Annotated in this window: 21 protein-coding genes and 1 riboswitch; of the genes, 2 read left to right on the top strand and 19 right to left on the bottom strand. The window is 31.4% G+C overall.

The features are described from left to right. Positions 1 to 36: 36 nt before the first annotated feature. From HYG85_RS15310 to HYG85_RS15285, 6 genes are all read right to left on the bottom strand, one after another. Positions 37 to 630 carry an ECF transporter S component gene (locus tag HYG85_RS15310; RefSeq protein ID WP_212690395.1) on the bottom strand — a complete coding sequence of 198 codons (594 nt, stop codon included), beginning with the start codon at positions 628 to 630 and terminating at the stop codon, positions 37 to 39. A 103-nt stretch (positions 631 to 733) separates the two neighbouring features. Then, a riboswitch (FMN riboswitch) is annotated at positions 734 to 848 on the bottom strand. 109 nt (positions 849 to 957) lie between these two features. After that, complete coding sequence (locus HYG85_RS15305) at positions 958 to 1,320, bottom strand: phage holin family protein (RefSeq protein ID WP_113673705.1); 363 nt, start codon at positions 1,318 to 1,320, stop codon at positions 958 to 960. A gap of 14 nt (positions 1,321 to 1,334) precedes the next feature. Next, positions 1,335 to 1,493 (bottom strand): hypothetical protein, encoded by a 159-nt coding sequence (locus HYG85_RS15300; protein ID WP_193774560.1) that lies wholly within the window; start codon positions 1,491 to 1,493, stop codon positions 1,335 to 1,337. 16 nt (positions 1,494 to 1,509) lie between these two features. After that, positions 1,510 to 1,812 (bottom strand): hypothetical protein, encoded by a 303-nt coding sequence (locus HYG85_RS15295; RefSeq protein ID WP_212690394.1) that lies wholly within the window; start codon positions 1,810 to 1,812, stop codon positions 1,510 to 1,512. Then, positions 1,802 to 2,248, bottom strand: coding sequence for an SHOCT-like domain-containing protein (locus HYG85_RS15290; RefSeq protein WP_212690393.1), 447 nt, complete (start codon positions 2,246 to 2,248; stop codon positions 1,802 to 1,804). The genes HYG85_RS15295 and HYG85_RS15290 overlap by 11 nt, the downstream gene beginning before the upstream one ends. A 55-nt stretch (positions 2,249 to 2,303) precedes the next feature. After that, positions 2,304 to 2,729: a DUF2089 domain-containing protein gene (locus HYG85_RS15285; protein ID WP_113673702.1), complete on the bottom strand. Its 426-nt coding sequence runs from the start codon at positions 2,727 to 2,729 to the stop codon at positions 2,304 to 2,306. 316 nt (positions 2,730 to 3,045) lie between these two features. Here HYG85_RS15285 and HYG85_RS15280 point away from each other — a divergent pair, with 316 nt between their 5' ends. Further along, positions 3,046 to 4,710, top strand: coding sequence for a sensor domain-containing diguanylate cyclase (locus HYG85_RS15280; RefSeq protein WP_212690392.1), 1,665 nt, complete (start codon positions 3,046 to 3,048; stop codon positions 4,708 to 4,710). An 88-nt stretch (positions 4,711 to 4,798) separates the two neighbouring features. Here HYG85_RS15280 and HYG85_RS15275 read toward each other — a convergent pair whose 3' ends face one another. Beyond that, positions 4,799 to 6,283 (bottom strand): sulfatase, encoded by a 1,485-nt coding sequence (locus HYG85_RS15275; RefSeq protein WP_212690391.1) that lies wholly within the window; start codon positions 6,281 to 6,283, stop codon positions 4,799 to 4,801. A gap of 111 nt (positions 6,284 to 6,394) precedes the next feature. Between HYG85_RS15275 and HYG85_RS15270 the strand changes: the two genes are divergently transcribed. Continuing rightward, positions 6,395 to 7,246: a helix-turn-helix transcriptional regulator gene (locus tag HYG85_RS15270; RefSeq protein ID WP_212690390.1), complete on the top strand. Its 852-nt coding sequence runs from the start codon at positions 6,395 to 6,397 to the stop codon at positions 7,244 to 7,246. A gap of 112 nt (positions 7,247 to 7,358) precedes the next feature. Here the strand turns inward: HYG85_RS15270 and HYG85_RS15265 are convergent, their stop codons facing one another. The 12 genes from HYG85_RS15265 to HYG85_RS15210 form a co-directional block, all read right to left on the bottom strand. Further along, positions 7,359 to 9,500: a Tex family protein gene (locus tag HYG85_RS15265; protein WP_212690389.1), complete on the bottom strand. Its 2,142-nt coding sequence runs from the start codon at positions 9,498 to 9,500 to the stop codon at positions 7,359 to 7,361. A gap of 152 nt (positions 9,501 to 9,652) precedes the next feature. Further along, complete coding sequence (locus HYG85_RS15260; RefSeq protein WP_113673698.1) at positions 9,653 to 10,861, bottom strand: aspartate kinase; 1,209 nt, start codon at positions 10,859 to 10,861, stop codon at positions 9,653 to 9,655. 40 nt (positions 10,862 to 10,901) lie between these two features. Further along, on the bottom strand, positions 10,902 to 12,107 hold the full coding sequence (locus HYG85_RS15255; RefSeq protein WP_212690388.1) for a cofactor-independent phosphoglycerate mutase: 1,206 nt from the start codon (positions 12,105 to 12,107) through the stop codon (positions 10,902 to 10,904). Between the two features lie 53 nt (positions 12,108 to 12,160). Continuing rightward, positions 12,161 to 13,399 (bottom strand): homoserine dehydrogenase, encoded by a 1,239-nt coding sequence (locus tag HYG85_RS15250; RefSeq protein ID WP_212690387.1) that lies wholly within the window; start codon positions 13,397 to 13,399, stop codon positions 12,161 to 12,163. A gap of 5 nt (positions 13,400 to 13,404) precedes the next feature. Beyond that, positions 13,405 to 13,848 (bottom strand): ACT domain-containing protein, encoded by a 444-nt coding sequence (locus HYG85_RS15245; protein ID WP_113673695.1) that lies wholly within the window; start codon positions 13,846 to 13,848, stop codon positions 13,405 to 13,407. A gap of 272 nt (positions 13,849 to 14,120) precedes the next feature. Continuing rightward, on the bottom strand, positions 14,121 to 14,585 hold the full coding sequence (locus HYG85_RS15240; protein ID WP_113673694.1) for a chemotaxis protein CheW: 465 nt from the start codon (positions 14,583 to 14,585) through the stop codon (positions 14,121 to 14,123). Between the two features lie 49 nt (positions 14,586 to 14,634). Then, positions 14,635 to 15,739 (bottom strand): peptide chain release factor 2 gene (prfB, locus tag HYG85_RS15235; RefSeq protein WP_113673693.1). Its coding sequence is split into 2 segments (ribosomal slippage): positions 14,635 to 15,663 and positions 15,665 to 15,739, totalling 1,104 coding nucleotides; the frame shifts between segments, so codons are not numbered across the junction. A 45-nt stretch (positions 15,740 to 15,784) separates the two neighbouring features. Further along, positions 15,785 to 18,364 carry a preprotein translocase subunit SecA gene (gene secA / locus HYG85_RS15230; protein WP_212690386.1) on the bottom strand — a complete coding sequence of 860 codons (2,580 nt, stop codon included), beginning with the start codon at positions 18,362 to 18,364 and terminating at the stop codon, positions 15,785 to 15,787. Positions 18,365 to 18,392: 28 nt separating this feature from the next. Then, entirely contained in the window at positions 18,393 to 18,938 is a 546-nt protein-coding gene (locus HYG85_RS15225) for a hypothetical protein (RefSeq protein WP_212690385.1), read from the bottom strand. A 218-nt stretch (positions 18,939 to 19,156) separates the two neighbouring features. Beyond that, complete coding sequence (locus tag HYG85_RS15220) at positions 19,157 to 19,807, bottom strand: polysaccharide deacetylase family protein (protein ID WP_212690384.1); 651 nt, start codon at positions 19,805 to 19,807, stop codon at positions 19,157 to 19,159. A gap of 36 nt (positions 19,808 to 19,843) precedes the next feature. Beyond that, positions 19,844 to 20,953 carry a glycoside hydrolase family 88 protein gene (locus HYG85_RS15215; protein WP_212690383.1) on the bottom strand — a complete coding sequence of 370 codons (1,110 nt, stop codon included), beginning with the start codon at positions 20,951 to 20,953 and terminating at the stop codon, positions 19,844 to 19,846. 95 nt (positions 20,954 to 21,048) lie between these two features. Then, on the bottom strand, positions 21,049 to 22,662 hold the full coding sequence (locus HYG85_RS15210) for a type 2 periplasmic-binding domain-containing protein (RefSeq protein ID WP_212690382.1): 1,614 nt from the start codon (positions 22,660 to 22,662) through the stop codon (positions 21,049 to 21,051). Positions 22,663 to 22,664: the final 2 nt, after the last annotated feature.

The raw sequence follows: 22,664 nt of genomic DNA, 5'->3' as shown, positions 1-22,664 counted from the left end.
TAGATATAATCTAGGTCTCTATAAATCCTTATTCTATTATTGTAGCTTATTTATTACTTGTCTAAATGCCTTAATCGCTGCATAACTAACTATGGTTACTATAACTCCTTTTACAAGGTTAAAAGGAATATAGAAAGAATATATCATATTCATTTTCTCAGCATGTGGTGTACTGCCTAGATATACTGGAATATTAATAAAATAATTAACAAGTCCTGCTGTAACTGTCATAATGAGGATTGCAGCTACGCTACCACCTATAAATCTTTTTAAATTATTTCGTCTGAATATAAGACAGAATGGTAATACATAAGCTATTCCAACTAATAAATTAGCCAATTCACCTATTCCACCTGTACCTGAATTCATAAGCAACAATCTAAGTAGATTCTTAATGAATTGAATTATGACAGCTGCCATAGGTCCTAATATTATTCCACCCAAAATTGCTACCGTATCACTAAAATCAATTTCTAGGAAAGGTGGAAAATAAGGCAGCGGGAATTCAAATAAAAATATGATGTATGCTATTGCAGATAATAAAGCAATTTTTACTAGATACATGGTATTGAATCTTTCTGCTTTTCCACTATTTGTTCCATGGATATGAAACTTACTTATTTTTTCCATTTAATTTTCTCCTTCCATAAAAATCTTCTGGACCATGATTAAATAAATAAAAAAACACCTTTGAAAGATATCTTCAAGGTGTTATTATTATAAATAATAAATTTAATCTCTTCTCTCATCCAGACTATACTGTCGGTCTTGGAATTACACCAAGTCAGCCGTTAGGCTCGCGGACTATAACCGCCGGTCGGGAATTACACCCTGCCCTGAAGAATTTTAATATTAAGTTTTATTGTTATTATGTTTCTTACTACCATCTATATTATATTTTATTATTATATAATTGTCAATAAGGTTATTGTTTTTCTGGCTTACTTACAATATAATTCAACTTTTCCTATATCTTCTTTTTGTTCTTTTTTCATCAAGTAGCACTTCATTCAATAAAGTTATGATTAATGCAATTAACGCAGATAACCAAAATCCTGATATATTTATCCCACCTACCATCTTATCCATCAACATTATCATCCAAGTATTAATGACTAAACTGAATAATCCAAAACTTATTATATTGATAGGCAGTGTAACAAGTAATAATAATGGCTTTATTAAAGTATTTACCAAAACAAAAACCAGTGCTGCTATAAGTGCTGTCGATGGATGTTCAAGACTTACCCCTTGAAAGACATATGGACTCATAATGAATACTAGCACATATAGTATATATTTATAGCATATTCTATTCATTGTTATTCTCCTTTTTAAATATTAGTTTTAGACTTATTTCTATATTTTACATTAGTATTTTTGTTTAATCTAATGAATTGTTCTCTAAGTAACATCTCTTTATAATCTTTAATACTTCTATTAGGCTGTATATTACCAAATACATTGTAGTAATATAAATTAGTATTTAACATAATACCACACTCCTTTTTATTTCAAACTTATTTTAACTATATCTTCTTTTGTCTTGATATCAACAAAATCAAAGGGTTTACAATATTTAACTTCTTTTAGTGATTCTAATATCTTATATACAGTTTTTAAAATTTCTTTTAAGTTATATTTGCTGCTTCTTATTTTAATATTGATACTTGGAGTAAAAAAAGCAATAATTGCTAACAGGTCCATAGTACAATCCAATAACTGATAAAATATGAATAACGGTACAGGTATAACTATTTTTGTTTTTTTTGATTTGATGTTTATCTTAAGCAGCCTAGCTCTATTCCACATATATTTTTACCTGAGTTTTCCCATCTTCTTCATCATAAGTTTCTACATCCACCAATACCGTATCTTCTAATTCACCTGATTCCAAGGCATTTATTATTTTATTAAGATCTATAGACCCTAGATTTATACCCTTTTGGTTCATTTGGCTTTTTACATCCTCTGGGATTAAATTATTAGCTTGTGGTAATATTCCACCTATAGCTTTAATTAGTTTTATTGGTATATTCACATTGACTTTTGTTTCACCTTTTTCCGTTGTTACTTTTATTCGTAAAAATTTGAATTCCCTTTTTTGAACAGGTGGTTTATATTCTTCAATTAAAACTTCTTCCTGCTCTATGTCTACATCTCTTAACGCTTGTAATAACTCCATACCTTCTTCAGCAGTAATCTGGCCTTTTTCAATCATTTCAAGAATTTTCTTTTCTTCACTCATACTAACAATCCTTTCTCTAATAATATTTTTATAACCCTGTTTTCTACCTAATTATCTAGATCTTTAAATTCTTTATTTTATCCATAGCTTCTTTCGTAGTTAATTCTCCATTAGCCAGCTTATCTAATATTTGTTGTTTTAATTCTTTTAACTCGTTTAGTGAATCCCTCTTATGAGAAATAGCTTCTCTTCTTTCACTTCTTTTTTTACTTTCATCCTCTAATCCTAAAGATTTTATTACAGAATCCAACTTACTTCTAACAGTAGGATATGATATCCCTAATTCTTTTTCCACATCTTTAATGTTACCTCTGCACATAATAAATGTATTAATAAATTCAAGTTCATCTTTTGGTAATCTACAGAACCTGCATGGTATGAATTCTCCTTCAATCGATGTAGAACACTTTGGACAATTTAATTTTGTTATTTCTAATTTCTCACCACAAACTGGACATTTCCCTGGTGCTTTATATTTCATTTATTTCACCTCATTTATAATAATCGATTATCTTATATTAATAATATATAATATCAAATTAATTTTGTCAATATATATTTTGATATTTTTAATATATTTATTAATTTTATTAATGTTTTAATTAAATATATTTAATCTGCTCATTAACAATATTAAATTTATGCTTATATCATAAAATTTATGTATATTAATTGTTAAATATAATTATGTACGATATAATATATATACACAATTTAAAGATAATTATATTTTGAATATGTAGTTGATAAATTTGCTACTTATTACTTTAGAATATACTGAAAGGACTGCATAGCCTATGATAAATAATCCAAATCTTTATTTGAATTTTTTTCATAATAACAATAATGCATTCATGATTATAAAAGATAAAAAAATAATAGATTGTAATGATAGGATGGTAAATCTTTTTAACTATAAATCCAGAGAAGATATTATAGATCAATTTAATTTTATTTTATTCCCTAATAATCAACCAAATGGACTATCATCTGTTGTTGAATTTCATAAGATACTTAATTCAATTGATAATAATTGTAATAGAACATTTAATTTTGTATGTGTCAAAAGTAATTTAACAGAATTTGAAGCAGAAATTTCAATCAGTAATCATAGGGATAATAATGATACCTTTACTTTTGTAACAATAAGATGTATTACTGATTTTACATATGATAAAAAATTATTAGAATCCGAACAGTTCAAAAAATATATAAATGCTTCTTCTAATTATTTTGTTGCTCTTGATAATACAGGAAATATTAATTTCGTCAACAAATCTTTAGGAGCCCTGTTAGCCAATGATAGTAATTACTTGATTGGAAAGAATTGGTTTGATATAGCCTTACCAACCAACATCCGGTCCAAGATAAAAAGTATATTCAATAATTTAATGAAAGGATTTATTAGAGAAAATCAGGAAATATATAATCAACCTCTATTAACTAAATCTGGCGAAAAACGTATTGTTATGTGGTCTAATTCTATTTTAAAAGATGAATGCGGAAATATTATCGGTACATTAAGTTCAGGGCATGACATAACGGATAAATTACAAATACAGAAACAACTTATGGAAGTTGAAACTAATTTCCAACAACTACTGGAAAATATCAATGAAATCTTTTGGGTAAAAAATATTAATACCGAGGATATGATTTATATCAGTTCCGCTTTCGAGCATATTTTTGGTCAAAAATGGGATTATAAAAATGGCATTAAAAATTTCTATGCTTCTGTCCATCCAGCTGATTTGGTAAATGTAAAAGCTTCTTTCAACAAATTGACTGAATTTGGCAGCATATCTCAACTAGAATATAGAATCATTAAACCTGATAATAGTATTAGATGGATTTATTCTAGAGCTTTTCCTGTAAAAAACAAAGATAATAAGATTATTAGAATAGTAGGTGTAGCAGAGGATATAACTGAGAGGAAAGAGCTACAGGACAGCCTCTATAAAATGGCTACAACCGATTATCTGACTGGTTCATATAACCGTCAGCATTTTCTAAAGACCTCAGAAGGTTTTATAGCTTATGCAAGATTAACCAGAGAGCTTGTATCACTACTCATGCTGGATATTGACTATTTCAAAAAAGTCAATGATACCTATGGACATAGCATCGGTGATGAAGTATTAAAGGAACTTGTAAAAACCTGTACTAGTGTACTTGGAGAAAAAGATCTATTTGGCAGAATCGGTGGCGAAGAGTTTGCTATCATCTTGACAGGTTACAATCGAGATGAAGCATTTAAGATTGCTGAGAAAATCAGGAAAAAGGTTGAGGATCTAACTCTAAAAATTGGAGGATATACTATAAGAATTACTATTAGTATTGGTATGTCCATGTTAGAGAATTCAAAGTGTGACAGTGATTGCATCAGCAATTTATTAAATAATGCAGATAAAGCTCTATATCAAGCTAAAAATTCAGGAAGAAATAAAACTGTTATTTTTTAGCTTGATATATATATATAAATACCGTTAATAAGAATTTTATCAACAATAAAATATCCATGGTTCTACTGTCTTTTATTGTTGATAAAATTTACATGTTATAACCTAATCTATCAAATTGTTCTTTTGGTGCATCATTCTCTTGCATCATCTTTATCATACTGTTTATCATTTTCTGTTCTATTTTATCATTTTTTATTGGGCGTTCTTGATTAGGATCAGACTCTAAGTCAAATAACATTGTACCGAATTCCAATTGTCTTCTGTTTTGTAATACTTCATTTATGGCATTTGCATCCATCTTCATAACTTTTAATTCTTTTGTGAATGAAAATGGTTCAGCTAGTTCAATAGTCTCTAGCTCGCTTTTATCAATAAAAGCTCTTCCTCCACCATGTCGAGTTGGCATTAAAGTATACTCATATAATGGTTCATTAACATCTTTAGCAGGTCCTCGCATATATACAAAACGTCCATCCGTACAGTTTACATGTCCACCAAACAACCCGAATAAAGCAGTTTCTCTTATTGGTTCATCTTTTTCTATAGTATTTTTTAAAGGTTTCCCCTGCATGTCTTCTGGTATATCAAGATTAAAGAAATCTAATATTGTAGGTGCTAGGTCAATTGTCTGTACTATATTATTATTTCTACAATTTTTCTTCCTACTACGGGGATCCCATATAAATAATGGTGTATGAGCTACTTCATCATAAAATGGTGCCCAACACTTCGCCCAACAACCATGTTCGCCTAATAAAAATCCATGGTCAGTATTGACAATAAGCATGGTATCATCCCACATATTTTTACCATCCATAAAATCAATAATTTTACCCAAATAATGATCGCACATACTATGAAGAGCTGCACTTTCATATCTAATATGCTGTACCTCCTCTTCACTTTCTTCTACTCTACGATAAGGAGGCCAATCAAAATGTTTTCCATTATAATCATGCTTATATAAGTCTCTAAATCTCTCAGCAGCAAAGTATGGCTCATGAGGGTCAAAAGTTTCTAAATGTAAAAACCAATTATCTTCCATATGATTTTCTTCTAAAAATTCAAGCCCATTTTTGAAGGTTATAGCTTGATAATGTTCTTCTTCATTTTTAATATGTTTTCTTCCTGCCCAATAGTTATGTAGTCTACCAGTGTTATTTACAGTATCTGGTATTTCTACCCCCTTTACATGCCCTTTCCAACCATCATTTTCTTGACCCCTTGAAAATTCAAAACTATTATATCTCATATGATAAGTTGCTCCACCATCTTCAAAGTAATGATAATGGTCAGTACTCAAATGGGTATAGACTCCATTATTTTTCAATATTTCAGGCATACTGTCATCAAACGGTTCTATTGGACCCCAGCTTCTATGTAAAAAATTATATCGTCCTGTATGAAGTTCTCTTCTTGCAGGCATACAAGGCATACTACCTACATAACAATTATCAAAAGCAACAGTTTTTTCGGCTAATCTAGTAAAATTAGGTGTTTGAACCCATCCACAGCCATAAGGTTCAAGCATTCTTCTATTCAGTGAATCAAACATAACCATAATTACCTTCATTTAACATTCTCCTTTCAGTTTATAAAATAGATTTCTTAATCAAGTTACTTATGCTATAATAATTTTACAACATATGAATATACACCAACAATAGCAAAAAGGGTGATAAACATGTCAAAATCGGCTAAGAATTCTAATATAACAATTACTCATCTAAGCAATATACTTTCAACCATACCTGAAACAAATCATATTAAACTTCATGGTTCTTTTAATGTTCTTACCCCTCCGAAATGGAAGCAAGAATTCCAGGATAATCATGATCAGCATCTTCTTTTTGTTAGAAGTGGTGAGGGTAGGTATTGTTTTCATGATGAAGTAATTGAGTTAAAGAGAGGTGTAATTGCCTTTGTGAGTAATAATTGTATTCATAAAGCTGAAATAAGTATAGATAATCCATTAAATATACTTCCAATGCGTTTTGGGTTTTATTGTAATAAATCTGGCAATCAGATAAAAGTAGATGAACCCTTCTACTTATCTATTAATACAGACATAAATCTTATAAATATTTATGAAGAAAAATTTTTAGACTTCTATCATAAAATTAATTATACTGAGAAAAATAATTTGAGAAGTATACTTGCACATACTTTTATATCTAAAATTCTCTATACACTTTTAAAACAGTACCAATACCCCTCTAACTTCAAAAAAACAGATAAAAGGGTTGAGCAGGCTAGAAATCTTATAGAACTTAATAAAAATAGAAATATATCTATTCCTGAAATAGCCAATAAGGTTGGATTATCAGAAAGACACCTGAGGACATTATTCCACCAACATTATAGTATTTCACCAAAAGCCTATCAGCTTCAAACACGATTAAGTTATGCTCATTATCTGCTGTCTGAAACAAAATACTCTATTAAAGAAATTACTTTTATGACTGGTTACTCTGATCCTTACATTTTTTCAAAACAATATAAAAAGTATTATGGTATATCACCATCTAAGCATTAAAACGTACTTATTTACTTATCCAAAAAAGTTTTATCAATTCTATAAAGGGACCGTCGGAATAGTTATTATTCAACAGCCCCTTTGAACTATGATTAAATCTTATCTAATAATTTTATAGCTTCATTGATAGTGCAATTCTTTTCTTTTTCAGATCAACATTCATTACTCTCACATTAATTATATCACCTACAGCTACAACTTCTAGAGGGTGTTTAATATATTTATCTGCCATTTCAGATATATGCACTAATCCGTCTTGGTGAACTCCGATATCAACAAATGCTCCAAAATCAATAACATTCCTGACTGTCCCTTTTAAGACCATGCCTTCTTGTAGATCTTCCATTTCTAATACATCAGTTCTTAGTATTGGCTTTGGCATTTCTTCTCTAGGGTCACGTCCAGGTTTTTCTAATTCCTTGATGATATCTCTTAATGTGGGTACTCCTACTCCCAACTTATCAGCCATGCCTTCAACATTATTGATTTTACTATTGATTCCATTAATCTTATTACTGTTCAAGTCTTCAATTGTATTACCGATTTCATTTATCAACTGTTTACTGGCAGTATATGATTCAGGGTGAACACCTGTGTTATCAAGTGGATTATCTCCACCTACTATCCTTAAGAATCCTGCACATTGCTCATATGCTTTTGGACCTAATTTTGCCACTTTCAACAATTGTTTACGATTAGTGAATCTACCTTCTGTTTCCCTATAGCTCACAATATTTTTTGCTATTGTTTTACTTATGCCTGAAATATATTGTAATAAGGATGGTGATGCAGTATTCAGGTCTACTCCTACTTTGTTAACACTGTCTTCAACTACACCAGTCAATGTTTCACCTAATCTTTTTTGGTTCATGTCATGTTGATATTGTCCTACACCTATAGATTTTGGATCAATCTTAACTAATTCAGCTAATGGATCCTGTAATCTTCTTCCTATGGATACTGCACTTCTTAATGCAACATCAAATTGCGGAAATTCTTCCGTGCCAAGTTTGGACGCTGAATATACTGATGCTCCAGCTTCATTAACGATTATATAATGAATGTTTTTATCTATTTCTTTTAACATTTCTGCAACAAATAGTTCTGATTCTCTTGATGCAGTACCATTTCCAATAGCTATAATATCTACATCATGTTTTTCAATTAATGCCTTTAACTTAATTTTAGCTTCTTTTATTTTATTTTGTGGTGGTGTTGGGTAGACCACTGTTGTATCTAATACTTTACCTATCCCATCTATTACTGCTATTTTACATCCAGTCCTAAAAGCTGGGTCTAGAGCAAGTACTACTTTTCCTACAATAGGTGGTTGCATAAGTAATTGATCTAAATTCTTACCAAATACTTTTATTGCTCCTTCTTCAGCATTTTCTGTCAAGTCAGATCTTATTTCTCTCTCAATAGCTGGTGAAATCAATCTTTTGTAACTGTCAGAAATAACATCTTCCAGTACTGGAGTTGTATATATATTAGAATCTCTAATGACTTTATTTTTAAGATAACTTTCAATTTCTTGTATAGGTGCTTCTATCTTAACAACTAATATCTTTTCTTTTTCTCCTCTATTTATTGCTAATATTCTATGAGGAGCTATTTTCTTGATCTCTTCATCATATTCATAATACATTTCATAAACTGATTCAGCTGTTTTATCTTTTGCTTTTACAACTAATTTACCTTTTGTAAAAGTTCTTCTTCTGATTTCTTTTCTGAAATCTGCTTCATCGGATATCATTTCAGCAAGTATATCTTTTGCTCCATTTATTGCATCTTCAGTAGTTTTTACATCTTTTTCTTCATTTATATATTCTTTAGCGATAACTTCTACAGGTGATTTTAGATTCTGCATCCATATCTTAATAGCTAATGGTTCTAATCCTTTTTCTTTAGCTATAGTGGCTCTTGTCCTTCTTTTTGGTCTATATGGTCTATAGAGGTCATCAACTTCTACTAATGTCTTGGCTGATAGTATAGACTTTTTAAGTTCAGCAGTTAATTTTCCCTGCTCTTCAATACTAGTGATAACTTGTTCTTTCTTAGCTTCCAAATTCCTTAGGTACGTGAGACGGTCGTTAAATTCACGTAATATCTCATCACTCAGAGATCCTGTCATTTCCTTACGGTATCTTGCAATAAAAGGAATAGTATTGCCTTCATCAATCAACTTGACTGTCGCTTCAACTTGCCAAGCCTTGATATCCAATTCCTTTTCTAGTACTTTTAATATATCCATAACCTACTAGCTCCTTTACTGTAAACTCTATTAAATATTATATATTAATGATACTTACAGGACAAGGATATTATTATAAAAAAGAAAGTTACCCTTATTATTAAGAGCAACTTTCTTATATAAATATCGTAATTATTATAAGTGATCAGTTCTTAGAATCTGTCTTTGAAACCTTCATGTATTGCATTTACAGCACTATCAGTATCTTTTTCATTGATAAGTACTGAAATCTTAATCTCAGAAGTCGATATCATCTTTATATTAATATCAGCATCATACAGGCTTTCAAACATTACTGCTGCTACTCCAGGGTTAGAAGCCATACCTGCACCTACAATAGATACTTTTGATACTGAATCATCATATTCTATTCTTTCAGCAGATATTCTTGAAAGATTATCTTGGAGAATTTTTTTAGTGTCTTCTAATGCATCTCTAGGTACTGTGAATGATATATCTTTTGTATTGTTTCTTCCGATTGATTGTAAGATAATATCAACGTTGATATTATGTTTTGCAAGTAGAGAAAATAGTGAGAACGCTTTTCCTGGTTCATCTTTAATTCCAATTGCAGCAACTCTAGCAACATTCTTATCCGCAGCAACGCCGCTAACTAACATTTTTTCCATTTTACATTCCTCCCTAACAATGGTTCCTTCAGCTTTTGTCAAACTTGAGCGTACAACTAATTCTACTCCATATTTCTTGGCAAGTTCTACTGAACGGTTATGAAGAACTTTTGCACCAAGTGAAGCTAATTCTAACATCTCATCATAGGTAATCTCATTTAATTTAACTGCGTCTTTGACAACTCTAGGATCAGCAGTATAAACTCCATCTACATCTGTATATATTTCACATTTATCAGCATTAAGTTCAGCTGCTATTGCCACTGCTGTTGTGTCTGATCCACCTCTACCTAATGTAGTTATGTCATCATATTTGTTGATACCTTGGAATCCTGTCACAAGTACAATATTTTTTCTTTCAAGTTCTGAGTTTATTCTTTCAGCATCTATTCTTTTGAGTCTTGCATTACTATAAACTGATGTTGTATGCATCTTTACTTGATAAGCATTTAATGATATTGCTGGGTATCCTAAATTCTGTAATGCCATAGACATTAGTGCTACAGATTGTTGTTCACCTGTTGTAAGAATCATATCCATTTCTCTTCTTGAAGGATTTGGATTAATTTCTTTTGCTTTTGCTATCAATTCGTCTGTAGTATCTCCTTGTGCTGATAAAACTACAACGACATCATGACCTTCTTTATAATCTTCTAATATTCTTTCTGCAACATTATAGACTCTTTCTTTATTTGCTACAGAACTACCGCCAAATTTCTTTACTATTAACAAGTTGTTTCCTCCTCTTTAGGTATCTAATTAGTATATGTATTTATTTTAAGAAATAGTCCATTAGCTCATAGCCTTTCATAAATACATTTCCCGTAGTTTTACATGATTCTTCATCATATTTTACATTAGATTCAATTTTTCTAGAACTATCATATATTAAATAAGGAACTGCCTTATTTGTATGTGTTCTAATGGCTAGAGGTGTAGGGTGGTCAGGTAGTATCATTATCTTATAGTCTTCTTCAAGTTTATCAAGTTCCTCTTTTATGTATTTGACCACTTTGGAATCTATAAGTTCAATTGATTTTACTTTATTATCGATTTCCCCTCTATGTCCACATTCATCTGGTGCTTCCATATGTACATATACAAAGTCTTGACCAGATTTTAAAGCATCAATTGCAGCTTTTGCCTTACCTTCAAAATTGGTATTAATGTTACCAGTAACGCCTTCAACTTCAATATTTTTCATTTCGGCTGCTATAGCTATTCCTTTTAATAGGTCAACAGCTGATATCATAGCACCTTTTTTATTGTATTTATCCCTAAAGGATTTTAATGTTGGTTTTGTCCCTTCCCCCCAGATCCATATGGAGTTGGCAGGTCTTAATCCTTTTTCTTTTCTTCTTATGTTAATAGGATGATTCTTAAGTAATTCATTACTCAACACCATCATTTGTTTTATTTTATCTGAATTAGTGCCTTTTGGCAAATACTTTTTTATATTTTTTTCTAATATATCATGAGGTGGTGTAAGATTCACATCTATACTACCTTTGTGCCATATTATAGCATGTCTATAACTAGTTCCTGTATAGAATTTGATTGTATCATTTCCTAAGTACTTTTCTAGATATTTTATTAATTCATCTGCTTCCTCAGTTGTGATTTCATCGGAACTATGATCAATTATAGTTTTATCTTCATATGAACCATCTTCACTTAATGTGACTAGATTACATCTAAAGCTAACATCATTACTTTCCATATCAGCTCCAATACTTAGAGCTTCTAGTGGTGATCTTCCAGTATAGTATTTCTGAGGATCATATCCTAATACTGATAGATTGGCAGTATCACTTCCTGGTGCTAATCCATCTGGAATAGTTTTTACTAATCCAACTTCTCCAATTCTAGCTAATGAGTCGATATTTTCTTTATCAGCTACCTGTAAAGGTGTTTTGTCACCTAATTGTTTTACAGGTTCATCAGCCATACCGTCTCCTAATATTAAAACATATTTCATATATTATCATCCCTTCGCTGTCAGGCGGTAGATATGTTCATTATAAGTATTTATTATTTGTCTATCCTTATTACGCTTAATACTTTTGATGCTATGTTTTTAGTATCAAGGTCATTAATCTTCTCTTTCAATATTCCTTCTTTGAAGGCATCAGTAATAAATGCTATCTCATCAACTTTGTCATCGATTTTTACATACTGTACATCACCAAATATCTCTTTTATCTGATTATGTACCATATCTATACTTTTAGGTTCTAATCTAATAAAGCATCTTGATAAAACATTATCCACACTCATTAATTCCATCTTCTTAGTACTCCAGAATGAAACTATATTTCTTTCAAGATGTTTTACAGCATCAACAATGTCTGCTACAACTGCACTTGCTGTAGGTAATTTACCTGCACCTTTACCATAGAACATAACGTCTCCGATAACATTTCCTTTAACAAATATGGCATTAAATACTCCATTGACATTTGATAATGGATGGTCTTTTCCAATCATCATCGGTGAAACCATAGCGTATACTTTTTCATCTTTTTTCTTACTTGTAGCCAATAATTTTATATCGTAACCTAATTGCTTAGCATATTTCATATCAATATCTGATATCTTTGTTATACCTTCTGTGTATATGTCTTCAAAATCAACTTGCATACCAAAAGCAAGTGAAGAAAGTATAGCTATCTTTCTACAAGCATCGAACCCTTCAACATCTGCTTCTGGATTTCGCTCTGCATAACCTTTATCTTGCGCTTCTTTTAATACAGTCTCAAAATCCAGTCCTTCATCTGCCATTTTACTTAGAATGAAGTTAGTTGTACCATTTAATATTCCAGTGATTTCATATATTTCGTCAGCAGTCAATGATTGATTAAGTGGTCTTATAATAGGTATTCCACCACCTACACTAGCTTCAAATAGGAAATTAATGTTTTTGTCTCTTGCTATTTTAAGTAGTTCTGCTCCATGACGTGCCACTAACTCTTTATTCGAAGTAACAACACTTTTGCCGCTTAATAAGGCTTTTTTTACAAAAGTATATGCAGGCTCTACACCACCCATAACTTCAGCAATTACCTTAACACTTGGATCATTGAGAATATCTTCATAATTTTTTGTTAGTATATCCTCTATTGGTGATCCTGGGAAATCTCTTAAGTCTAGTACGTATTTGAGGTTAATCTTCTTTCCTGCTCTTTTATTGATACTGTCTTTATTGGTTGTAAGTACTTCTACTACTCCTGAACCAACTGTACCGTATCCTAATATTGCAACATCTACCATTTATATCACTCCCTAGCTAATATTTTTACTTGATGTATTCCTTCATGACTTTCTAATGACATAATCATTTCTTGTATATCACCAGATGTTGGAAGTATTTCCATACTTAATGTTATGTTGGCCACACCGTTAATAGGTATTGTTTGATGTATTGTCAGTATATTTGCCTTGTACTGGGCAATAATATTTAATATGCATGATAGTAGTCCTGGTTCGTCATCAAGACCAAGAGCAACAGTTATAGCCCTTCCTCTTGAATTATCGTAGAAAGGAAATATTGTGTCTTTGTATTTATAGAACGAACTACGACTTATTCCAACAGAATCTACTGCTTCTTGTATCGTTATTGCTTTTTCTTTTTCCAAAAGCTTTTTAGCTTGAACTACCTTCAAGAATACTTCTGGTAAAGCTTTTCTCTTAATAATATAATAACTTGCTGTATCAGGCATTTCATCACCTTCGTTGTTTTTCTATTAAAAACATTTGTTTTTATTACGGAGATTATACCACTAATTTAATAAAAATACAAGGGATATGTATAAAATAAGTCAGGAATTTTGATTATTGCAAATGAAAATTCTAGTATTTCATATGTTCCATAGTAGTTTCATATATTTAGAAAACAAAAAACTTGTGCTTTGATAAACACAAGTTTCTATTAGTTATTAATTTTAATTCAGTTAAAAAATTAATTTATTGGATTAACCTCAAGTATGTATAATTATTCTTGTTCCTTAGATACTTTTCCTAGTTCTAATTGTTCTTCTTCTGATATAATCAAGTCTATATCTATTAGGATAACCATTCGCTCTTCCATCTTAGCTATACTTTTAATGTATTTCCTATTGATTCCTGTTACAATTTTTGGAGCTTCCTCAATATTTTTATCTTCGATATTCAGTATTTCCTGTACGGAATCAACAATAAATCCTATTTTCATACCATTAGTCACTGTTACGATAATTTTCGTATTTTCATCTGGTTCTTTTTCTTTTAGATGAAATTTCTTTCTTAAGCTGTATACCGGTAATACGCTACCCCTAAGGTTAATGATACCTGTTATATACTCTGGAGTATTTGGTGTTTTGACAACTTCTTGATATTTCTCAATTGTTATGACCTTCATTATATCCAAACCATATTCTTCTTTATCAAGCTTAAATATAACCTGTTGCATTGTAGACATATTCTTCACTCCTTTTGTAATTTTTTAGCATCTAATTATAGAATCCTGATTAGAGGGCTAACCATTGTAGATAAGCATTAATGAATAGATCAATCTTTCCGTCCATTACACTCTGTACATTACCAGTTTCTGCATTAGTTCTATGATCCTTTACCATACTGTATGGATGCATCACATAGGAACGTATTTGGCTGCCCCAACCTATTTCTTTGACTTCCCCTCTTATTCCTTCCATTTTAGCCATTTGTTCTTGTCGTCTTATTTCATATAACTTGGCTTTTAACATCTTCATAGCTCTATCTTTGTTCTTATGTTGTGAACGTTCATTTTGACATTGAACAACTACACCTGTAGGTATATGAGTTATTCTAACAGCTGAATCTGTTTTGTTAATATGTTGTCCACCTGCTCCACTTGCACGATAAGTATCTATCTTAATGTCTTCATCGTTTATTTCCAAATCAATATCATCATCTATCTCTGGTAACACATCCATTGATGCAAATGATGTGTGTCTTCTACCTGATGAATCAAAAGGAGATATTCTTACTAAACGATGAACTCCTTTTTCTGATTTTAGATAACCATAGGCATTTTCTCCATTTATTTGAATAGTTACAGATTTAACTCCTGCTTCTTCACCATCCAGATAGTCCAGTGTTTCTATTTTGTAACCTTTATCATCTGCCCATCTGGTATACATTCTAAGCAACATACTTACCCAGTCGCAAGATTCTGTTCCACCAGCACCAGCATGTAAAGATATTATGGCATTATTACCATCATATTCTCCAGATAAAAGTGTTCTGGTTCTAAGTTCTTCATAATCATTAATGAATTCCTTTAACGATGATGAAACCTCTTTGATGATTTCGTCGTCATTTTCTTCTATTCCCATTTCAATGAGAGTTTCAATATCTTCATATTCTTGTACAAGATTGTTGTAGTTGTCCACTTTATCTTTTAACTGCTTTATTTCCTTTAATACTTTTCCTGAATTCTCAGCATCGTTCCAGAATTCTTCTGATGCAACCTTGGCATCTAGTTCTTCTATCTTATTCTTTACATTGACCAAGTCAAAGTGAAACACTCATTTCATCTAATTTCTTTTTGTATGCTTGGAGTTCTAATTTGCTTTGTTCAAGCTCTAGCATTTTATCACCTCTATTATTTTTTTACCATTCAATCTTCCATCATGGCTATTGATTTCTACCACAACAGTATTTATATTTTTTACCGCTACCGCATGGGCATAACTCGTTTCTTCCTACTTTTCTTTCTTTTCTTCTTACAGGCTGCTTAGCCGCTTGTTGTTCGCCTCTGTTTGTTGATGTAACCTTGGCTACTCTTTCTCTCTCTATTTTTCTTGCTGGTCTTATACGATATAGAGCTCTAAGTGTAGCTTCCTGTATATTATTGGACATTTCTTCAAACATATCAAATCCAAGGAATTTATATTCTACTAAAGGATCTCTTTGACCATAAGCTCTAAGTCCTATACCTTGACGCATTTGGTCCATGTTATCAATGTGATCCATCCATTTTTGATCTATAGCTTTTAATAGGATAACACGTTCAGCTTCACGCATGAATTCTTCTTCGTCAAATTCGCTTTCTTTATCTTCATATAGTTTAGCTGCGATTTCATATAATTTTTCTGTGAATTTGTCCTTAGTCAAGGATTCTCTTTCTTCTTCTGTTGTATGAATTGATCTTATAGGTATAATCTCATTCAAAGACTCCATGAGTCCTGGTATATCCCACTCATCAAATTCTTGCTCTTCTCCTGCATGAGTATCAACAAATCTGCCAATAACTTCTTTTATCATACTCATGATGAAATCTCTCATGTTGTCCCCTTGAAGAACTTTCTTTCTTTCACCATATATAATCTCTCTTTGCTCATTCATTACTTGGTCATAATCAAGTAAGTGCTTTCTTATGGAGAAGTTATTTCCTTCAACTTTTTTCTGAGCATTCTCTATTGCGTTTGATAAGATACCTGCTGCGATTGGTTCTCCTTCAGGTAGCCCTAATCTTGTAACTGTATTTTTCATTCTCTCTGAACCAAATAGACGCATCAAGTCATCATCTAATGAGATATAGAACTTAGATTCACCAGGATCACCTTGACGTCCTGAACGACCTCTTAACTGATTATCTATACGTCTGGATTCATGACGTTCTGTACCAATTATTTTGAGTCCACCAGTTTCAATAACACCTTCACCTAATTTAATATCAGTACCACGACCAGCCATATTGGTTGCTATGGTAATAGCACCTTTTTGACCTGCCATTGCTACAATCTCAGCTTCTCTCTCATGATATTTTGCATTAAGTACTTTGTGTACGACTCCTTTTTTTCTAAGCATCTTACTTAATTCTTCTGATGATTCTATTGTTATAGTACCGACCAATACTGGTTGTCCTCTATCATAACATTCTGCAATATCATCGATGACAGCATTTACCTTTTCACGATGTGATTTATAAACTTGGTCTGGTTGGTCTTTTCTTACTATTGGTTTATTAGTTGGTATAGCTATTACGTCCATACCATATATTTCTCTGAATTCTTCTTCTTCAGTTAACGCTGTACCTGTCATACCAGATTTTTTATCGTATTTGTTGAAATAATTCTGGAAAGTTATAGTTGCAAGAGTTTTACTTTCTCTTCTTACTCTAACACTTTCTTTTGCTTCAATTGCTTGATGCAATCCATTAGAATATCTTCTTCCTGGCATTAAACGTCCAGTGAATTCATCTACAATAATTATTTCTTCTTCTTTTATAACATAGTCTTTATCTTTATACATAGTATTATGTGCTTTTAACGCTAATATAACATGGTGTTGTATTTCCATATTTTCTGGGTCCGCTAAGTTATCTACTTGGAAGAATTGTTCAACTTTTTTGATACCATCAGCTGTTAAAGATACTGATTTTGCTTTTTCATCAACTACAAAATCTCCTTCTTCTTGAATCTCTTCATTAAGTAAGGCACTCATCTTGGATATTTCTCCTATTACCTTACCTTTTTGTAATCTTCTAGCTATTATATCTGCCTGTTGATATAAATGAGTTGATTTACTGCTGTTACCAGATATAATCAATGGTGTTCTTGCCTCGTCAATTAATACAGAGTCGACCTCATCAATAACAACAAAGTTCAAATCTCTCTGTACCATTTCTTTTTTATATATAACCATGTTATCTCTAAGGTAGTCAAATCCAAACTCATTATTGGTACCGTATGTAATATCACAGTTATATGCTTCTCTTCTTTCTTCATTATCTATTCCATTAACTATAACACCTACTGTTAATCCAAGAAATTCATGTATTCTACCAATGTTTTCAGCATCACGTTTAGCTAAGTAATCGTTGACAGTAACTACATGTACCCCTTTTCCTTCTAAAGCATTCAAGTATGCTGCAAAAGGAGCTACATATGTTTTACCTTCTCCAGTTTTCATCTCAGCTATTCTACCTTGATGTAGTATTATAGCTCCGATCAATTGGACTCTATAAGGTCTTATGTCTACTGTACGCTTTGAAGCTTCTCTAACAACAGCATAGGCTTCAATTAATATATCGTCTAATGTTTCACCTTTTTTTAATCTTTCTCTAAATTCATTGGTTTTACTTTTTAACTGGTCATCAGTTAATTTTTCCATTTCTGGTTCTAAAGCTTCTATTTTATCTACTAATGGTATTATCCTTTTTATCTCTTTATCACTATGTGTTCCAAATACTTTTTCAAATAATTTTTTCATTTCTTATCACCTTTCACTTTTAGTTTTTTCAAATTGTATTTTCAGTGGAAGATTGTTTTATATTCATTTTACTTAAGATTACCTTATATTCAATGTATTTTCCATTATTATTTAATTTATAGTTAACCCTAAAATATTCTTCTAGAGTACTATTACTATCAGTGTAGAAAGTTAATGGTATCTGATTTAACCCATAATTGGTATCTTCTGTAATTATATTACTTTTATTGTTATTATCTAGTAAAACAGGTTTATAGGTATTTGTATATTCTTTGGTACACATTAACCTTGAATTCTCAATTTTATTATTTAGATAATTCTGTATCAAACTATATATTCTTTTAAACTTATCTTTTTTGTTTAACCTATTATCTATGGTATTCTCTAATTCTTTGAATACAGTTCCATTAAGAACCTGTTCTAGATTCCATTGACCATTGGCACGTATGGGCATAGTGGAATTATTTTGTACTTGAATTATCTGAGCATGAGAAATAAATGCTGATGGTAGACATATTGCATATATTAATAAAATCCCAGATATAGTTATATATTTTCTACATAGCTTACCCATATTGCACCTCCTAATAGTATTATTGGAATTTAATTTATATTTTATGATTTAATCTAATTTATAGGTCCTCAATATTTTACCACTAATCTTTACATTATTCAACTTTTTAGCAATATCTCTTTTTTAGTAATATTCTTTTAATGATAATAACGTAGAAAAATGCAAACCAAACAAGGGTAATATAGAAATAACAACCCACAAATTGTGAGTTGTCATGTTTAGAATGTATTGTTGAGTATATAACTTACAAATTCAATATTTGTTGTTGACCAAATATCATCTCTTGATAGTTTTTTCAATAATTTCTCTAGTTGCTCCCATGATTCTTCAGTATCGAATTCATAACTGTGTCCCCATACATAGAGTAGTTGAGCCTTCTCATCCTCAAGGAATTGATCTATTACTTGACCTAATCTACTATGATGACAAGTAGGATGTAATTTCAAGAAGTCTTTTGGAATTGTAAAATCCAACGTTGACCTTGTTGTTCTACCATATTGAATACCTAATTCATTAAGTACCTCAAGTGTTTTATCGTCATAGGCACCATATGGATAGGACATACCTTTAACCTCATAATCGATTAACGCTTCGAGATTTGTTTTATCAGTATTCATCTCTTCAAATATCTGTTCTTTAGTCAACTTTGTTAACCATGGATGTGTTAAAGAATGAGCCGAAACTTCATGCCCTTGAAATAATGTTTTAATCTCTGCACTATTCAAATGTCCTTCTGTATCTAATTTTCCAGAATTCAAATGAAATGTTCCTTTTAGATTATATTTGTTAAAAAGCTCTACCAGTCTTCTATCATTTGTTACGCCATCATCATAACTAAAAATTACAGCTTTTTTCTTATTTGATTCCATTATCTCATCTCCGTGAATTAGTCTTTTGATTTCATATTACCATATTAAATCATATTTTCCTTCTAATTTTAATAATCCTTCCAAATAATAGTAATCTCCATATATAATTGGAACATTGATATTCTTATTTGCTGGTAAATGGACTGTACCTAAGGTTATCAACCCTTCTTGTTCATCTTCCCATGAACCATAGTTATCCCCTAAAGATTTTAGCATTTTTAATGCTATTTCTATGTAATAGTCACGATCTTCTTCACAAAATCTTGCTATTTCTAATATTCCACTTGCTGCACAAGCTACTGCTGAACTATCCATTGCATAGCTAGTCTCCTTGGAAGCTCTAAAATCCCACACAGCCATATAATCCTCTCTTAAATTATTAATAAAGAAGTTGGATACTTTTTTTGCTGCGTCTAAATATTTCTTATCACCTACATATTTATAGGCTAAAGCCATTCCATAGATACACCATGCTGCACCTCTTGCCCAAGCTGAATCTGGAGAATAACCCTGTCCCCCTAATACTTTGACTACGTTTCCCTTTTCTGGATCAAAGCAGACTATATGTCTCACAGAACCGTCTTCTCTAATGAATTCTTTTAGAACAGTATCTGTATGAGCAATGGCAATGGCTTTAAAACGAGGGTCCTTCTCATATTCTGATGCCCAATACAATAATGGCAGATTCATCAAACAATCTATGATTGCCCATCCTGTACAGTCTTCTTGTACATTATTATTCCATGCTCTTATAAAATTACCGTTTAAGTTAAACCTTCCAGCAAGATGTGAGGCAGCTATAAGTCCCCTTCTTAATGATTTTACATTTCCATCATACTTATAACGAGCTACTGCAGAGGGTAGCCACATAAATCCTACATCATGATGAAGAGTAAAATAATTATTTAATGGTTCATCCAATTTTTCTTCGCAGCTAATAGCAAAGGTCTTAAATTTTTCATTTTTTGTCTCGTTATAAGCCAACCAAAGTATTCCTGACCAAAACCCTGACGTCCACCAACTAGGCTCTGTAGCATCATACTTACCTTCATGTGATACGTGAGGAAATGTATCTCTAATACGATCACTTGTGTTGCTAATTTTATTTAAAGCCCTTTTAATCGCTTGTTCTAACCAGTTCTCCATTATTATTCCTCCATTACTAATATGTTATTGTTGTGTATATTGATTAATAGAGGCCGCTAATGCAGCCCCTATATAATTACATATCTAATTCAGTTTTATTGAGCCATGTAACGGTCATAAGCATTTTGATAAACTTCCAATACTTCCTTAAGACCTAGATTATTCATAGCTTTTATATACTTGTCCCAACCAGTGTTAACATCTTCAGCATTTAGAATCCATTTTTGGGTTACTTCTTTTTGCAGTGTATCTATTGCTGTTAACTTCTCATTTAATAGGTCTTGTTCTTCGTTTGTAAATACTAATGATGGGAATGCCTTTTCACAGTATTTGCCATCAATATACATTCTTGCTCCTTGTTTAGCTACTGGATTCATCCATTGCTCTTCATAAGCGAAATCTTGATGGAAACCAATTTGGATTTGAGCTCCTATCTGTTCCAATAATGAAATAACAGGTTCATCATTATTTAATAAACTTTCTTTGAAAATAGGTTTTCCATCTACCAAATCATATTGCTCCCCTTCAATACCAAAGTTCATAAGACGTCTACCTTCTTCTGACCACCAGAAATCAAAGTATTTGATTGTCTCAACTGGATGTGGATTGCTTACAGAAATTCCCCAAGCACCTTTTATTTTATTTGGAACATTATTTCTAATTGTAGATTCCCAAACTTTACCATTTATATCTGCAGGAGGTGCAATTGGTTCAAATTTGAATCCCTGGATTTTATCTGCTAATGTGTCATTAAAGGTTGATGTACTACCGAACCAATCATGTGTAGCACCACCAACATTATCACCCAATAATATGTTACGGGCTTTTGAGCCTCTTGTGAATGCTTCTGGATCAATAAGACCTTCTGCATACCATTTACTTATGTTTTCCATTCCAATTCTATATGCCTCTTCAGAAGGACCATATTTTACAGTATCACCGTCTAAATAAAAAGAGGTATGTCCACCAAATAAAGTTACTAAGCGAATTGTTATTTCACCTTTTCCTCTATCAATAAATGGGATTTCATCTGCTTTATTATTTCCATTTGGATCTCTTTCTTTAAAAGCTTTTAATACATTGTAATAATCATCAACTGTTTTTGGCACTTCTAGGTTTAATTTTTCTAACCAATCTGTACGCATAAAATAACCTGCTGCCGCTTCTCCATCTGGAACAAATGCTATAGAGTATATATTTCCATCTGCTGCAGTAATAGTTTTTCTTACATCTGGATTTTCTTGTAAATACTTATTAAAATTTGGTGCATGTTCTTCTATTAAGTCGTTTAGAGGTATTAAGGCACCTTCCATACCATATTTAGATAAATCCTCTAATGAGTAAGTCAGTATATCTGATAAATCACCACTTGCAAGCATTGTGTTAAATGCTTGGGCACTGTCTGAAATAGAATCTGAAGCAGTACCTTTTAATTTTACATTTGTTAATTCCTCGGCTTTTTTAAATACTTCCCAAGAATTTTTAAAAGATATTTTATTCCCTAAATGTAAATGTATACTTAATTCTACTGGATCTTTTGATACAAGATGTCCTTCTAGTTTTTCTGTTTCTTTGCTTGTTTTGTTCCCTTTTTCATTTTCATTCTCTTTTTGTGTAGTATTCTCTGTTTTTGAGTCTTTCTGACAACCACCCAAGGTTCCAACCATAAGTATACTCGCTAATAATAATACCATCATTTTTTTCATCATAT

This window comes from Vallitalea guaymasensis (genome assembly GCF_018141425.1).
Lineage (GTDB): Bacteria > Bacillota > Clostridia > Lachnospirales > Vallitaleaceae > Vallitalea > Vallitalea guaymasensis.
Note: the sequence above shows the minus strand (reverse complement) of the source record. Positions and strands in the feature narration are given on the sequence as shown.

What these genes read in the sequence shown, in the direction of transcription:
- HYG85_RS15310 (WP_212690395.1), bottom strand. Translation starts at nt 630, where the DNA reads ATGGAAAAAATAAGTAAGTTTCATATCCATGGAACAAATAGTGGAAAA.
- HYG85_RS15305 (WP_113673705.1), bottom strand. Translation starts at nt 1,320, where the DNA reads ATGAATAGAATATGCTATAAATATATACTATATGTGCTAGTATTCATT.
- HYG85_RS15300 (WP_193774560.1), bottom strand. Translation starts at nt 1,493, where the DNA reads ATGTTAAATACTAATTTATATTACTACAATGTATTTGGTAATATACAG.
- HYG85_RS15295 (WP_212690394.1), bottom strand. Translation starts at nt 1,812, where the DNA reads ATGTGGAATAGAGCTAGGCTGCTTAAGATAAACATCAAATCAAAAAAA.
- HYG85_RS15290 (WP_212690393.1), bottom strand. Translation starts at nt 2,248, where the DNA reads ATGAGTGAAGAAAAGAAAATTCTTGAAATGATTGAAAAAGGCCAGATT.
- HYG85_RS15285 (WP_113673702.1), bottom strand. Translation starts at nt 2,729, where the DNA reads ATGAAATATAAAGCACCAGGGAAATGTCCAGTTTGTGGTGAGAAATTA.
- HYG85_RS15280 (WP_212690392.1), top strand. Translation starts at nt 3,046, where the DNA reads ATGATAAATAATCCAAATCTTTATTTGAATTTTTTTCATAATAACAAT.
- HYG85_RS15275 (WP_212690391.1), bottom strand. Translation starts at nt 6,283, where the DNA reads ATGAAGGTAATTATGGTTATGTTTGATTCACTGAATAGAAGAATGCTT.
- HYG85_RS15270 (WP_212690390.1), top strand. Translation starts at nt 6,395, where the DNA reads ATGTCAAAATCGGCTAAGAATTCTAATATAACAATTACTCATCTAAGC.
- HYG85_RS15265 (WP_212690389.1), bottom strand. Translation starts at nt 9,500, where the DNA reads ATGGATATATTAAAAGTACTAGAAAAGGAATTGGATATCAAGGCTTGG.
- HYG85_RS15255 (WP_212690388.1), bottom strand. Translation starts at nt 12,107, where the DNA reads ATGAAATATGTTTTAATATTAGGAGACGGTATGGCTGATGAACCTGTA.
- HYG85_RS15250 (WP_212690387.1), bottom strand. Translation starts at nt 13,399, where the DNA reads ATGGTAGATGTTGCAATATTAGGATACGGTACAGTTGGTTCAGGAGTA.
- HYG85_RS15245 (WP_113673695.1), bottom strand. Translation starts at nt 13,848, where the DNA reads ATGCCTGATACAGCAAGTTATTATATTATTAAGAGAAAAGCTTTACCA.
- HYG85_RS15240 (WP_113673694.1), bottom strand. Translation starts at nt 14,585, where the DNA reads ATGTCTACAATGCAACAGGTTATATTTAAGCTTGATAAAGAAGAATAT.
- secA (WP_212690386.1), bottom strand. Translation starts at nt 18,364, where the DNA reads ATGAAAAAATTATTTGAAAAAGTATTTGGAACACATAGTGATAAAGAG.
- HYG85_RS15225 (WP_212690385.1), bottom strand. Translation starts at nt 18,938, where the DNA reads ATGGGTAAGCTATGTAGAAAATATATAACTATATCTGGGATTTTATTA.
- HYG85_RS15220 (WP_212690384.1), bottom strand. Translation starts at nt 19,807, where the DNA reads ATGGAATCAAATAAGAAAAAAGCTGTAATTTTTAGTTATGATGATGGC.
- HYG85_RS15215 (WP_212690383.1), bottom strand. Translation starts at nt 20,953, where the DNA reads ATGGAGAACTGGTTAGAACAAGCGATTAAAAGGGCTTTAAATAAAATT.
- HYG85_RS15210 (WP_212690382.1), bottom strand. Translation starts at nt 22,662, where the DNA reads ATGATGAAAAAAATGATGGTATTATTATTAGCGAGTATACTTATGGTT.